The following is a 13,262-nucleotide window of genomic DNA, read 5'->3' on the forward strand; positions in this document are numbered from 1 at the left end:
AGATCAGGAGTCGTAAGCGACGCGGAACCCGGTATGCCCGGCCGATGTGTCGGGAGGGTGCCCGACCCGTGCCGCAATGCGGTAGCGATAGCAGTAGGAGCGGTGACACAGGTACGACCCTCCCTTCATCACCCGCTCCCTCCCCTCCGATGCTGTCAGGTTGCGGGTTTTCGCCGTGCGGGAGAGGGAGCGTATCCGAAAGGTGTCGGCACACCACTCCCAGACATTGCCGCACATCTGGTACAGCCCGTAGCCATTGGGCATGAAGCCCCCGACAGGTGCCGTGCCGACGAAGCCATCCGCGCCCGTATTGCAGTGCGGGAAATCGCCCTGCCAGATATTGCAGGGCAGGGTGCCGGTGTCGTCGGGCTCTGCCGTGCCCCAGGGGAATGGCGCGGCTGGCTTGCCGCCGCGGGCGGCATGCTCCCATTCCGCCTCGGTAGGCAGGCGGCCGCCGGCCCAGGCGGCAAAGGTCGCCGCATCTGACCAGGCGATGTGGATGGCGGGATGGTCCAGGCGGTCCGCCACGCTGGACCCCGGCCCCTCCGGTGCCGACCAGCAGGCACCATCGACGCGGCGCCACCAAGGCGTCTGCTCCGGCGCAGGTGTGTCGAGGCCCTGCGGGACGAAGGCATGGAAGACGAAAGACCAGCCGTGGCGTTCCGCCTCGGTACGATAGCCCGTGGCATCGACGAAGGCGGCGAACCGGCCATTGGTCACGGCATGGGCATCGAGTCGATACGGGCGAAGCATGACGCGGCGCGCCGGAGCTTCGCCGTCGGCGGGGAAGACCGGCGCATCCGTGCCGATCGTGGCGGGTCCGCCGGGAATGGGCACGCCCCAGTCGCCTGCCGCGGTCCCCGCCGTGGCCGGGCGGATGTCCGGGGCTCGCGTCACCGCCGTGTCCCGCTGCGGCACGCAGCACCCCTTGACCGGCATCGCATCGGGACGCGTCATGCCCGTACTCCTTCCATATGCCGCGCCACGACTTCCACCTGGCGCATCAGCCGCTCTGCGGTTGGGCTGAGATAGCCCTTGCCACGCCAGATCAGGCCCACGACGCGGTCGAAGCCCTCTTCGGATTCCTCAAGCGCGAGGCGACGATAGCGCCGGCCCTCCGCATTGCCGAGCAGGGAGCGCGCGAGCAGCCGGCAGGCGCCGAGCTCAGCGCTGAGGTCGAGCGACAGCGAGATGTCGCGGAGCGCCAGCAATGTCCTGGGGAGTGCGATACCCCGGTCATAGAATTGCTGGTCGAACCAGGCCCGCGCCTCCGACCCGGTGGGTGGGACCAGCCAAGCCTGTTCGGCAAGCTCGGGCCAGGACACGCGCGGCTTGCGCGCCAGCGGATGTCCCACTGGCGCTGCGACGAGCAGGGGGTCACGGAACAGCGGCTTCCACCTCAGCTGGCCCGCGCCGCCGAAGCCCGAACCCGCGACGGCGAAATCGATCTCGCCGTTCAGCAGCAGCGTAGCGAAGGTCACGGGCGTCCCGCCGATGATCTCTACCGTCACGCCCTGCTGCATCAGAGGCCGGAAGGTCGCCGCCATGAGGGCCTGCGGGATGCCGATGCCCAGGCCGATGCGGACCGCGCCGGCGCGCCCGCCACGCAGGTCTCGCATGGCCGCCGAGGCATCCTCCAGCCGGGCATGGATGTCGCGTGCATGGCCGGCGAAGACGCGGCCACCTTCGGTCAGCGCCATGCCGCTGGCGGTGCGCTCGAACAACCTCGTGCCGAGCGCGCGCTCCAGTCGAGCAATGGACTTGGTCAGGGTCGGCTGGGCGATTCGGAGTTGCTGCGCCGCGGCGCTGAGCGTGCGGCTATCGGCTACTGCAAGGAAATGCTCGATATCCTGCGTGTTCACGGCCCCTCCTTGTCATGCCGGATTGGAATGGGTTCCTCAATTGACGTTATGGCCGGGGCAGCACGTGCTCCGCTAGCGTCTCGGCATGAGAGGAGCCAGACATTGAAACCAACGAACATGCTGGTCATCATGTCGGATGAGCACAACCCGCGCGTGCTCGGCGCAAGCGGCCATCCGATCATCCGCACGCCGAATCTCGATGCGCTGGCGGCCCGGGGGACGCGCTTCAGCGACGCGGCCTGCAACTCGCCGATCTGCGTCCCTTCCCGCGCCAGCTTCGCCACCGGCCGCTATGTCCATCAGATCCGCTTCTGGGACAATGCCATGCCCTATGACGGCTCCGTGCCGAGCTGGGGTCACCGGCTGCAACAGGCCGGGCATGCCGTGACCTCGATCGGCAAGCTGCACTTCCGCAGCGCCGAGGACGACAACGGCTTTGACGAGGAAATCCTGCCGATGCATGTGATCGGCGGCGTCGGCATGTTGCCACACCTGCTGCGGAAGGAGGTCCGTCCGAGCAAGGCGACGCTGAAGCTGGCGGCGGAGGCCGGCCCTGGCCAGTCCTCATACCAGGACTACGACGAGAAGATCACCGATGCGGCGGTCGAATGGATCAAAGCCCGTGCCGGGCAGCGTGGCGGCAAGCCATGGACCCTTTTCGTCTCGCTGGTCTGCCCACATTTCCCACTGATCTCGCGGCCCGAATTCTACAACCTCTACCCTGAAGACCAAGTGCCGCTGCCCATGCTTTATGGCGCGGACGAGCGGCCCAGTCACCCGTTCATCGATGCCATGCGGATCGTGCAGTGCTACGATGAGGGTTTCGACAGCGAGACCAAGATCCGCCGTGCCATTGCCGCGTATTTCGGCATGGTCAGCTTCCTCGACCACAATATCGGCCGGCTGATGCGCGCGCTGGAGGAGGCCGGGCTGATGGACAGCACGCGCGTCCTCTACACCTCCGACCACGGCGACAATCTCGGCTGCCGCGGGCTCTGGGGGAAGTCGAACATGTACCAGGATTCGGTGGCGGTGCCGCTGATCATGGCCGGGCCCGACATCCCGGCCGGCCATGTCTGCCACGAACCCGTGACGCTGGTGGATGCCTTCCCGACCATCCTGCATGCCGTCGGCGCGCCGCAGCACCCGGACGATGCCGACCTGCCGGGCAGTTCGCTCTTCGACGTCATGCGCGGGCTGACCCATCCGCGCGACGTGCTGAGCGAATACCATGCCGTGGGGTCAGTGACCGGCGCCTTCATGCTGCGGCGCGGGTCGCTGAAGTTCATCCACTACGCCGGCATGGAGCCGCAGCTTTTTGATCTCCGCACTGATCCATGGGAAACCCGCAACTTGGCCGCGGATCCGGACTGGGCCGGGCCGCGCCGCGACTGCGAGGCCGCGCTGCGCGCGATTTGCGACCCCGACGTGATGGACGCGCTGGCCTTCGCCGACCAGGCAGCACGCATCGAGGCGGTCGGCGGGCGTGAGGCGATCTTCGCCCAGGCTATGCACGGCTATACGCCGGCGCCAACGGCGGCATGACCATGCGTCGCCGTACCCTCCTCGGGCTTGCCACGACGGTGCTCGCTCATCCTGCCGTGGCAGCGGCCTATCCTGACCGTCCGGTCCGCCTCGTCGTGCCCTTCGCGCCCGGTGGCGGCACGGATCTAATGGCTCGCGCAGTAGCGCAGGCCATGAGCGGCATGCTCGGGCAGCAGATCATAATCGACAACCGCAGCGGCGGTAACGGCACGATTGGCACGCAGCATGTCGCGCAGGCGAAGCCGGATGGCTACACCGGCTTGATTGCGACCGGCAGCGAACTTTCCCTGAAGCCGCTGCTGGAAGCCAATCTGCCCTATGACGTGGACCGCGACTTCGCGCCGGCAGTGCTGCTCGGCATCACGCCCGTGGTGATCGCGGTGCATCCCTCCCTGCCGGTAACCAACATCCAGGGGCTGATCGCCTTCGCCAAGGCGCAGCCTCGCGGCATTGATGTCGCCAACCCTGGCAATGGCGGGGCCATGCATGTCGCCGTTGCCTTGCTAGCCCTGCGCGCCGGCATCACCGTCCAGCACGTGCCCTATCGCGGTGCGGGACCGGCGGTGGCCGACACGGTGGCGGGCAATGTGAAGATCGTTGCCTCCGGCCTGCCGCCAGTCCTGGCGCAGGCGCGGCAGGGACGGCTACGCATGATCGCCGTCACCACGCCTCGGCGTACGCCCGCGGCGCCTGAGGTGCCGACGCTGGAGGAGGCCGGCATTGCCGGCTTCGACATGTCCAATGCTGTTGGCCTGGTGGTGCCGCGCGGCACGCCTGCCGAGGCAGTCGAGCGCCTGAACGCGGCCGCCAATGCCGCAGTCAGGGAAGCCGAGGTTCGGCGCGTCTTTTTGGAAAATGGCGTGGAGCCACTGGGTTCCACTGTGGAAGAGTACGGCACTTATGTGCGCGCAGAGCGCGAGCACTACCGTGAATGGATTCGCCTGACCGGCATCGTGATGGACTGATTCGCTCGAATGGGTGGGCATGCTGGACGGAAAACAAAGCTTCCTGGCGCCAGCAAAGGGATGGCAGACAATTTTTCCTTCGCCGCCACTTCGCTTTTGCTTGAATTTCACAGGAAAAGGGGCTGTCCGGGTCTGATTGGTCCCGGAAGCAAAGCGGCTACAAGGGGAGTGGCGCTTCTGACTTGACCTCCTCCATCACGGCATAGGTACGTGTTTCCCGTACGCCTGGCAGGGCGAGCAGCACCTTGCCCAGGAAGTCCCGGTAGGCAGCCATGTCGCGCACCCGCGTCTTCAGCAGGTAGTCGAATCCGCCAGCCACCATGTGGCACTCCAGCACCTCAGGGGCGCGGCTCACCGCCGCCGCGAAACGGTCAAAGACATCCGGCGTGGTCTTGTCGAGCAGCACCTCCACGAAGACCAGCAGGCCGAGACCGAGCCGGTGGGGATCCAGGCGGGCCCCGAAGCCGGTGATCAACCTGTCCTTGAGCAACCTCCGCATCCGCTCGCTGGTGGCTGCCGGAGACAGCCCGATGCGGTCGGCCAGTTCCAGGTTGGTGATCCGTCCCTCGCGCTGGAGGATGGCCAGGATCATCCGGTCCGTTCGGTCAATCTCCTGCATGATTGCTTCCAAAATCGCCCCAACTCCGAGAAATCTACGGCGCCGATCCAAAGGATCCCATATTGATTCGGCGAAAGGCCGCCTAGAATTCCCGCGTTACCGCCGGGATTGCCGCGACCATGACCACCGCCACCCTGTCCGACGCCGTGCCGTGCCCCTTCGCGGCCGTCATCGAGGACCTGCATCCGCAAGCCCCGCTGCGCGCCGCCGTCACCGCAGCCTATCGCCGGCCGGAGACGGACTGCCTGCCCCCGCTGCTGGCCGCCGCCACGCCGACCCCGGAGGAGGATGCCGCGGCCACCGCCCTCGCCCACCGCCTCGTCACCGCCCTGCGGGCCAAGCGCCGCGGCGGCGGGGTGGAGGCGTTGGTGCAGGAATTCTCCCTCTCCAGCCAGGAGGGCGTGGCGCTGATGTGCCTGGCCGAGGCGCTGCTGCGCATCCCCGACACCGCCACGCGGGATGCCCTGATCCGCGACAAGATCGGCGGCGGCGACTGGCGCGCCCATCTCGGCCATTCGCCCTCGCTCTTCGTCAACGCCGCCACCTGGGGGCTGGTGGTGACCGGCCGGCTCTCCTCGACCAACAGCGAGGCGGGGCTGGGCGCGGCGCTCACCCGCCTCATCGCCCGGGCCGGCGAGCCGGTGATCCGCCGCGGCGTCGATCTCGCCATGCGCATGATGGGCGAGCAATTCGTCACCGGCCAGACGATCGAGGAGGCGCTGGCGCGCAGCCGGGCGATGGAGGCCAAGGGCTTCCGCTACTCCTACGACATGCTCGGCGAGGCCGCGACCACGGCCGCGGATGCCGCGCGCTATCTGCGCGACTACGAGGACGCCATCCACGCCATCGGCCAGGCCTCGGCGGGGCGCGGGATCATCGAGGGGCCAGGCATCTCCATCAAGCTCTCCGCCCTGCATCCCCGCTACGCCCGCGCGCAGCGGGCCCGGGTGATGGGAGAATTGCTGCCGCGCCTGGCGGGGCTCGCCGTCCTGGCGCGCCGCTACGACATCGGCCTCAACATCGACGCGGAGGAGGCGGACCGACTGGAACTCTCGCTCGACCTGCTGGAGGCGCTCTGCGACGACAAGCGCCTGGCCGGTTGGGACGGCGTCGGCTTCGTCATCCAGGCCTACCAGCGCCGCGCGCCTTTCGTGATCGAGGACGTCATCGACCTTGCCCGCCGCACGGGGCGGCGGATGATGGTGCGGCTGGTCAAGGGCGCCTATTGGGACAGCGAGATCAAGCGCGCCCAGCTCGACGGGTTGGAGGACTTCCCGGTCTTCACCCGCAAGATCCACACCGACGTCTCCTACCTTGCCTGCGCGCGTCGGCTGCTGGCGGCGCCGGATGCGGTCTTCCCGCAATTCGCCACCCACAATGCGCGCACCCTCGCGGCCATCCACGCCATGGCAGGCCCCACGTCATGGCGGCCCGGCCAGTATGAGTTCCAGTGCCTGCACGGCATGGGCGAGCCGCTCTACGAGGAGGTGGTCGGGCCGGACAGGCTCAACCGTCCCTGCCGGATCTACGCCCCGGTTGGCACCCATGAGACCCTGCTGGCCTATCTCGTCCGCCGCCTGCTCGAGAACGGCGCCAACTCCTCCTTCGTCAACCGCATCAACGACCCTGGCGTGCCCGTGGCAGCTCTGGTGGCGGATCCGGTGGCGGAGGCGCAGGCCCTCGTGCCGCCTGGGCGCCCGCATGACGGCATCGCCCGGCCGCATGCCCTGTTCGGCGATGCGCGCCGGAACTCGGCGGGGCTGGACCTGACGGACGAGGATCGCCTCGCCGCCCTGGCGTCGACGCTGCGCGGCGGCACCGCCCTCCTGCGCGCCGAGCCGCTGCTGGGCGACGGCCCCGCCCAGGGCGAGGCGCGGGAGGTCCGCAACCCCGCCGACCGCCGCGACCTGGTCGGCCATGTGGTGGAAGCCGGCGATGCCGTCGTGGATGCCGCCCTGGCCCAGGCCGAGGCCGCAGCACCCGGCTGGGCCGCCACGCCACTCGCCGAACGCGCGGCGGTGCTGGAGCGCGCGGCCGATCTGATGGAAGCCCGCCTGGACGCGCTGCTCGGCCCTATCGTGCGGGAAGCCGGCAAGTCCCTGCCCAACGCCGTCGGCGAGGTGCGCGAGGCGGTGGACTTCCTGCGCTACTACGCTGCCCAGGCGCGGGGCTTCGGGCCGGAGCACCGCCCGCTCGGGCCCGTCGCCTGCATCTCGCCCTGGAACTTCCCGCTGGCCATCTTCACCGGCCAGGTGGCGGCCGCGCTGGCGGCGGGCAACCCCGTCCTCGCCAAGCCGGCGGAGGAGGTGCCGCTGATCGCCGCCCTCGCCGTGGCGCTGCTGCGCGAGGCCGGGGCGCCGCCCGCCATCCTCCAGCTCCTGCCGGGCGACGGCCGGGTGGGCGCCCGCCTGGTGGCCGATCCGCGCGTCCAGGGCGTGATGTTCACCGGCTCCACCGCCGTCGCGCGGCTGATCCAGCGCCAGCTGGCCGATCGCCTCGGCCCCGCGGGCGCACCCGTCCCGTTTATCGCCGAGACGGGCGGGCAGAATGCCCTGGTCGTGGACAGCTCCGCCTTGGCGGAGCAGGTGGTGGCGGACGTCATCGCCTCGGCCTTCGACAGCGCCGGCCAGCGCTGCTCCGCCCTCCGCCTGCTCTGCCTGCAGGAAGATGTGGCGGACCGCGTGCTTGCCATGCTGCGGGGCGCGTTGGCGGAACTCGCCATCGGCCGCCCCGACCGTCTCGAGACGGATATCGGCCCAGTCATCACGGAGGACGCCCGGGCGGGCATCCAGGCCCATGTGGAGGCCATGCGCAGGGCCGGCCGGCCGGTGCACGCCCTGCCCCTGCCGGAGGCGTGCCGCCGCGGCAGCTTCGTCGCGCCGACCATCATCGAGATCGCCGGCGTCGCGGAGCTGGAGCGGGAGGTGTTCGGCCCGGTGCTGCACGTCCTGCGCTTCCGGCGCGAGGCGATGGACGCCCTGATGCGCGACATCAACGCCACCGGCTACGGCCTGACCTTCGGCGTGCATTCCCGCATCGACGAGACCATCGCGCGCCTCACCGACGGAGCCGCGGCGGGCAACATCTACGTCAACCGCAACCTTATCGGCGCCGTGGTGGGGGTGCAGCCCTTCGGCGGGCATGGCCTGTCCGGCACCGGGCCAAAGGCGGGCGGGCCGCTCTACCTGCGCCGCCTCCTCGCCGCCGCGCCGGCCGAGCCGCCGCTGCCCGCCACCCGGCCGCTCCCGGCGCTGGAGGCTTTCACCGAATGGCTGCGGGGCCAGGGCAGGACGGAGCTGGCGGAGCGCTGCACGCGGCAGGGCATGGTCGCACGGCCGGGGCTGGAGATGGAGCTGCCCGGCCCGGTCGGCGAACGGAACCTCTACGCCCTGCATCCCCGTGGTACGGTGCTGTGTCGCGCGGCGACGGAAGATGGCGTGATGCTGCAGGTCGCGGCCTGCCTCGCCACAGGCAATCTGGCCCGGGTGGAGGCCCTGCCGGGGAACCTGCCGCCAGCCCTCGCCAGGCGGGTTCTGCCCGCCCAGGGCGATGGGATCGAGGGTTGCCAGGCCGTCCTGTTCGAGGGTGAGGCGGCCGCCTTGCGCCGCCTGGCGCTGGCCGTCGCCGCCGCGGAGGGGCCGATCCGCCCCATCCTCACGCCAGAGGACGGCTTCTATCGCCTGGACATGCTGATGGCGGAGCGCTCCGTCAGCACCAACACCGCGGCCGCCGGGGGAAACGCCAGCCTGATGAGTCTCTGACGCGGCCGATGGCATGGGCCGGGACGAGACCCACAGGCCCACCGGCACCCAGGCCCGCCGGGCCCCGCAGGCTCAGCCGGACCTGACCCGGCCGAGCCGCCGGGACAGGGCCGCCACCTGCCGGCGCCCGGACGAGGCCACCAGCGCGGCGAAGGCCGCCACCGTGCGCGACCTCGGCTGCCAGACCGGGAAGAGCAGGCCGTAGGGCAGGGCGATGGACGGGCGGAACCGCCGCATCGCAAGGCCGGCCGCCCCGCTGGACAAGGCGACGAAAGGGTCGGCCACGGCGAGGCCCAGCCCCATCGCCGCCAGCTGGCAGGCCACGGCCCCGCTGCCGGTCTCCAACCGAACCCGGGGCGTCATCCCCGCATCGCGGAAAAGCTGATCCACCTGCTGGCGGATCAGCGAGCGGGGATGGGTCATCACCAGGTCCTGCCCGGCCAGGTCGGCCAGGGACAGGCTGGCCCGCCGGCTCAGCGGATGCCCTTGCCGCATGACCACCACGGCCTCGGCGCGGCAGAACTCCTCCACCTCCACTGCCGGATGCGCCAGCGGCAACACGGTGAGGCCGAGGTCGAAGGCCTCCTGGCCCAGCCAGCTCTCGATGTCGAGCCGCACCCGGGTCTCGATCGTCGCGGTGAAGCCCGGCATCTCCGCGACCATGCGCGCCAGCGGATCGCCCAGCAGGGCGCCGATGCTCTGCGGCGCGACCAGCACGCGGAGATGGCTGTCCTGCCGCCCGGCGCGGATGTCGCCGGCCAGGCGCTCCAGCCCGGCATGCCCGGCCAGGATCCGCTCCACCTGGGCGTAGAAGCGGGCGCCCTCGGCAGTGAGGGCGAGGCGGCGGTTGCGGCGGTCGAACAGCGGGAAGCCCAGCTCCGCCTCCAGCGCCGCCAGCAACCGGCCGACCTGCGGCTGGGTCCGGCCGAGCCGTGCCGCCGCCTCCGACACTGAGCCGCCCTCGACGAAGGCACGCAGCGCCTCGAGTGACCTTGGATTCAGCAATGCCCGCCTCCGACCTTATGCGGGAACCGCATGAAATGCCGCAGATAAGGCATTTGACGCAGTATGGCGCCCTCCTTCAACTGGACTCGAATTCGTCACGCAAGCCGCGCCAGCCTCCCGGCGCCGGCCGGAGGACCAGGCGCAGCATGTCGGACAGCGATCGGAACAGCCCGGCCTGGCAGGTGACGCCGGGCGACTACCTGGCGCGGCGCGAGGCCGGCTTCGCCCTGCCCGCCGCCCCGCAATCCCGCTACCTGACGATGCGCGACGGCTGCCGCATCGCCGTGGACCTCTGGCTGCCGCACGGGCCGGACGGAGCGCCGGCCGAGGGGCAGGTGCCGACGATCCTGATCCTCACGCCCTATTACCGGCGCTTCCGCCTGCGGCCGGGCGGCACCGGCGACGTCACGCCGAATGCGGGCAAGTTCATCAACCTCTTCGTCCCGCGCGGCTATGCGGTGCTGGTGGTGGATGTGCGCGGCACCGGCGCCAGCTTCGGCACCCGCGACAGCTTCCGCTCGCCGAAGGAGCGGGAGGACAGCCGCGAGATCGCCGACTGGGTCGTCGCCCAGCCCTGGTCGGACGGCCGCATCGGCGCGACCGGCATCTCCTACCCCGGCGCCGCATCGGACTTCCTGGCCGGCACCGGCCACCCTGCCGTGCGGGCCATCGCGCCGCTCTTCGCCGTGTGGGACACCTATGCGGACAACTACTACCCGGGCGGCATCCTGCTGAAGCAGCTGGCCCGGAGCTATGACGAGCTGATGGTCGCCATGGACCATGACCGCCGCGACCTGCTGCGCAACTACGTCTACTACGCCAATCCCGACCTCGCCGGGCCGCATCCGGTGGACGAGGATCCGGACGGGACGCTGCTGCGCGAGGCCCTGCACGAGCACCTGGCGAATTTCCGCCAGCCCGACTTCATGGGCGAGTTCCGCTTCCGCGAGGATCCGCTCCCCTACGACCCGGATTTCAGCTCGGCCTCCTTCAGCCCCTATTCGGTGCGCGACGGCATTCAGCCGGAGGTGGCGGTGCTGGCCGTCTCCGGCTGGATGGACGGCGCGGGCTACGCCAACGGTGCCATCTCCCGCTTCCTGACGCTGCGGGAGAACCCGGTGCACCTGCTCCTCGGTCCCTGGGACCACGGGGCGCGCTGCAACGTCTCGCCCTGGCGCAACCGGGTCGAGCCGGAATTCGCCCTGCTCGGCGAGGTGCTGCGCTTCTTCGACCACTACCTGCTGGGGCAGGACACCGGCCTCGCGGCCGAGGCGCGCATCCACTACTTCAGCATGCATGCCGAGGAATGGCGCTCCGCCGCCGCCTGGCCGCCCGTGGAAGAACGGCACCGGCTCCACCTCGATGCCGGCCATGCGCTCTCGCCCGAGCCGCCTGCCGCCGCGGGCGAGGACAGGGTTCGGGCGGACTTCGCCGCCGGCAGCGGCAGCGGCACGCGCTACGAGCGCATCGCCGGCATCAACAGCACCATCTACTACGCCGACTGGAGCGAGCGGCAGGCGCGGCTTGCCGGCTGGACTTCGACGCCGCTGCCCGAGGCGATGGAGCTGACCGGACACGCCATCGCCGAGCTGTGGCTCGCGGCCAGCGAGCCCGATGCCGCGCTCTTCGCCTATCTTTCGGAAGTCGAGGCAGACGGCACGGTGCGCTACGTGACCGAGGGGCTGCTGCGCGCGCTGCACCGCAAGGAAAGCCCGGCGCCGGAAGCCTGCCGCACCAGCTGGCCGTTCCGCAGCTTCCGCCGGGCGGATGCCGCGCCGCTGGTGCCGGGCCAGGCCGAGCGCATCCGCATCCCGCTGCTGCCGACCTCCTGGGTCTTCGCCGCGGGCAGCCGCATCCGGCTGTCGGTCGCCGGAGCGGATGCCGACCACTGCGTGCAGGTGCCGCATGGCCGGCCGCCGCTGCTCACCCTGCTGCGCGGCGGCGACCGGGCCTCGGCGCTGGATCTGCCGCTGCGGCCGCGGCGATGACCGGGCTGGTGCTCGACCACCTCGCCGCCATGGCCGCCGCGCTCGCCGACCCGCAGCAGCCGTCAGCCAGCTTCGCCGCACTGGACGCCGCGCTCGGCCGGGCCGTGGGCCACCGCTTCCTCACCATGCTGGCCTATCGCTGGGAGGAGGGCGTGGCCGAGCGGCTCTACAGCAGCCGGCCGGACCTCTACCCCGCGCGCGGCCGCAAGGCCTTCGCCGCTGCGCCCACGCAGCGCCGCGTGGCGGAGGGCATGCAGCCCTATATCGGCCGTGACGCCGCCGACATCCGCCGCGACTTCCCGGACCACGAGACGATCTTCGCCCTGGGCTGCGAGAGCATCCTGAACATGCCGGTGGTCTGGCGCGGCCGCGCGCTCGGCCAGGTCAACCTGCTGCACGAGGCCCGGCACTACGTGCCGGACCAGCTGCCGCTGGTCCGCGCGCTGGTGCAGATGGCCATCCCCGCTTTCCTCGCGGCCACCGCGACCGGCCAGGAGGACAATCCATGAGCCCGCACCGCACCGGCCGCCGTCCGCTGCTTGCCGCCGGCCTCGCCCTGCTCTCCGCGCCCCGCCTGCAGGCGGCCGAGACAGGCTGGCCGCGCCAGGGGCCGATCCGCCTCATCGTCCCCTTCGGCACCGGCGGCGCCACCGACATCGTCGCCCGCGTCTTCGCCGAGGCGATGTCCCGCCATCTCGGACAGACGATCGTCGTCGAGAACCGCCCCGGCGCCGGCGCCACTATCGGCACCACCGTCGCGGCGCGCGCCCCGGCGGATGGCTACACCCTGGTCATCTCCACCATCAGCGGCATGGCGGTGGGGCAGACGCTCTACCGTGACCGCATCCATTGGGATGCCGACCGCGACTTCGCCCATATCGGCATGATCCTGCAGACGCCCTGGATCCTCTGCGTGAAGCCGGGCAGCGCCGTCCGCACCCTGGCGGACTGGCTGGCGGCGGCGAAGCGGCAAGGCGGCCTCGCCTTTGGCACCACCGGCGTCGGCTCGGTGGCGCACTTGTTGGGCGTGCAGCTCGCGCGGGCGGCGGGGGTGACGATGGAGCACGTGCCCTATCGCAGCCTGACGCAATCCAGCGCCGACCTGTTGAGCGGAACCATCCCCGGCATCGTCGAGAGCCTGACCGCGACCAGCAGCTTCATCCGCAGCGGCAGCATGTTGCCGCTGGCGAGTTCCGCCTCCGAACGCTCGCCGCTGTTCCCGGACATCCCGAGCTTCCGCGACCTCGGCTTCCCGCAGGTGGTCGCCGATGGTTGGGCCGGGCTCGCGGCGCCGGCGGGCACGCCCGCGCCCGTCCTCGACGCGCTCGCCCTGGCGCTGCGGGCGGCGCAGGCGGAGCCTGGCGTGCGCCAGCGCCTCGCGGAGATGTCCAGCACGCCGGGCCAGGTCTACCGCGAGGAGGCCCAGGCCTTCGTGCGGCAGCAGGTGGCCGCCTGGGCACCGGTGGTGCGCGCCTCCGGCGCCACGCCGGATTGAGCCGCCCCGCACCCTCCCGACC

The 13,262-nt window shown here is 70.8% G+C and carries 10 protein-coding genes; 6 read left to right on the forward strand and 4 right to left on the reverse strand.

Features of this window, described 5'->3' with window-relative positions:
• Positions 1–3 precede the first annotated feature (3 nt).
• Both JMJ55_RS23145 and JMJ55_RS23150 read right to left on the reverse strand, forming a co-directional pair.
• Positions 4–957 (reverse strand): formylglycine-generating enzyme family protein, encoded by a 954-nt coding sequence (locus JMJ55_RS23145; RefSeq protein ID WP_202827986.1) that lies wholly within the window; start codon positions 955–957, stop codon positions 4–6.
• Positions 954–1,862 carry a LysR family transcriptional regulator gene (locus JMJ55_RS23150; protein ID WP_202827987.1) on the reverse strand — a complete coding sequence of 303 codons (909 nt, stop codon included), beginning with the start codon at positions 1,860–1,862 and terminating at the stop codon, positions 954–956. Before JMJ55_RS23150 ends, JMJ55_RS23145 begins: the two co-directional genes overlap by 4 nt.
• A gap of 102 nt (positions 1,863–1,964) precedes the next feature.
• Here JMJ55_RS23150 and JMJ55_RS23155 point away from each other — a divergent pair, with 102 nt between their 5' ends.
• On the forward strand, positions 1,965–3,407 hold the full coding sequence (locus JMJ55_RS23155) for a sulfatase-like hydrolase/transferase (RefSeq protein ID WP_202827988.1): 1,443 nt from the start codon (positions 1,965–1,967) through the stop codon (positions 3,405–3,407).
• A complete protein-coding gene (locus JMJ55_RS23160; RefSeq protein ID WP_202827989.1) occupies positions 3,404–4,372 on the forward strand; it encodes a Bug family tripartite tricarboxylate transporter substrate binding protein in 969 nt (322 codons plus the stop codon). Before JMJ55_RS23155 ends, JMJ55_RS23160 begins: the two co-directional genes overlap by 4 nt.
• Before the next feature lie 157 nt (positions 4,373–4,529).
• On the opposite strand, the gene JMJ55_RS23165 is transcribed toward JMJ55_RS23160, so the two are convergent.
• Positions 4,530–4,991, reverse strand: coding sequence for an Lrp/AsnC ligand binding domain-containing protein (locus tag JMJ55_RS23165; RefSeq protein WP_202827990.1), 462 nt, complete (start codon positions 4,989–4,991; stop codon positions 4,530–4,532).
• A 119-nt stretch (positions 4,992–5,110) separates the two neighbouring features.
• On the opposite strand from JMJ55_RS23165, the gene putA reads away from it, so the two are divergent.
• Positions 5,111–8,752: a trifunctional transcriptional regulator/proline dehydrogenase/L-glutamate gamma-semialdehyde dehydrogenase gene (gene putA, locus JMJ55_RS23170; RefSeq protein WP_202827991.1), complete on the forward strand. Its 3,642-nt coding sequence runs from the start codon at positions 5,111–5,113 to the stop codon at positions 8,750–8,752.
• Between the two features lie 72 nt (positions 8,753–8,824).
• Here the strand turns inward: putA and JMJ55_RS23175 are convergent, their stop codons facing one another.
• Positions 8,825–9,757, reverse strand: coding sequence for a LysR family transcriptional regulator (locus JMJ55_RS23175; protein WP_202827992.1), 933 nt, complete (start codon positions 9,755–9,757; stop codon positions 8,825–8,827).
• A gap of 146 nt (positions 9,758–9,903) precedes the next feature.
• On the opposite strand from JMJ55_RS23175, the gene JMJ55_RS23180 reads away from it, so the two are divergent.
• The 3 genes from JMJ55_RS23180 to JMJ55_RS23190 are packed head-to-tail and all read left to right on the forward strand — an operon-like array spanning position 9,904 to position 13,240.
• Entirely contained in the window at positions 9,904–11,745 is a 1,842-nt protein-coding gene (locus JMJ55_RS23180; protein ID WP_202827993.1) for a CocE/NonD family hydrolase, read from the forward strand.
• Complete coding sequence (locus tag JMJ55_RS23185; RefSeq protein ID WP_202827994.1) at positions 11,742–12,254, forward strand: GAF domain-containing protein; 513 nt, start codon at positions 11,742–11,744, stop codon at positions 12,252–12,254. Before JMJ55_RS23180 ends, JMJ55_RS23185 begins: the two co-directional genes overlap by 4 nt.
• Positions 12,251–13,240 carry a Bug family tripartite tricarboxylate transporter substrate binding protein gene (locus tag JMJ55_RS23190; protein ID WP_202827995.1) on the forward strand — a complete coding sequence of 330 codons (990 nt, stop codon included), beginning with the start codon at positions 12,251–12,253 and terminating at the stop codon, positions 13,238–13,240. The genes JMJ55_RS23185 and JMJ55_RS23190 overlap by 4 nt, the downstream gene beginning before the upstream one ends.
• Positions 13,241–13,262: the final 22 nt, after the last annotated feature.

Source organism: Belnapia mucosa (genome assembly GCF_016775475.1).
GTDB classification, from domain to species: Bacteria; Pseudomonadota; Alphaproteobacteria; order Acetobacterales; family Acetobacteraceae; genus Belnapia; species Belnapia mucosa.

Bases quoted from the DNA above. Each gene is read 5' to 3' on its own strand.
- JMJ55_RS23145 (WP_202827986.1), bottom strand. From the start codon at position 957: ATGACGCGTCCCGATGCGATGCCGGTCAAGGGGTGCTGCGTGCCGCAG.
- JMJ55_RS23160 (WP_202827989.1), top strand. From the start codon at position 3,404: ATGACCATGCGTCGCCGTACCCTCCTCGGGCTTGCCACGACGGTGCTC.
- JMJ55_RS23165 (WP_202827990.1), bottom strand. From the start codon at position 4,991: ATGCAGGAGATTGACCGAACGGACCGGATGATCCTGGCCATCCTCCAG.
- putA (WP_202827991.1), top strand. From the start codon at position 5,111: ATGACCACCGCCACCCTGTCCGACGCCGTGCCGTGCCCCTTCGCGGCC.
- JMJ55_RS23180 (WP_202827993.1), top strand. From the start codon at position 9,904: ATGTCGGACAGCGATCGGAACAGCCCGGCCTGGCAGGTGACGCCGGGC.
- JMJ55_RS23185 (WP_202827994.1), top strand. From the start codon at position 11,742: ATGACCGGGCTGGTGCTCGACCACCTCGCCGCCATGGCCGCCGCGCTC.
- JMJ55_RS23190 (WP_202827995.1), top strand. From the start codon at position 12,251: ATGAGCCCGCACCGCACCGGCCGCCGTCCGCTGCTTGCCGCCGGCCTC.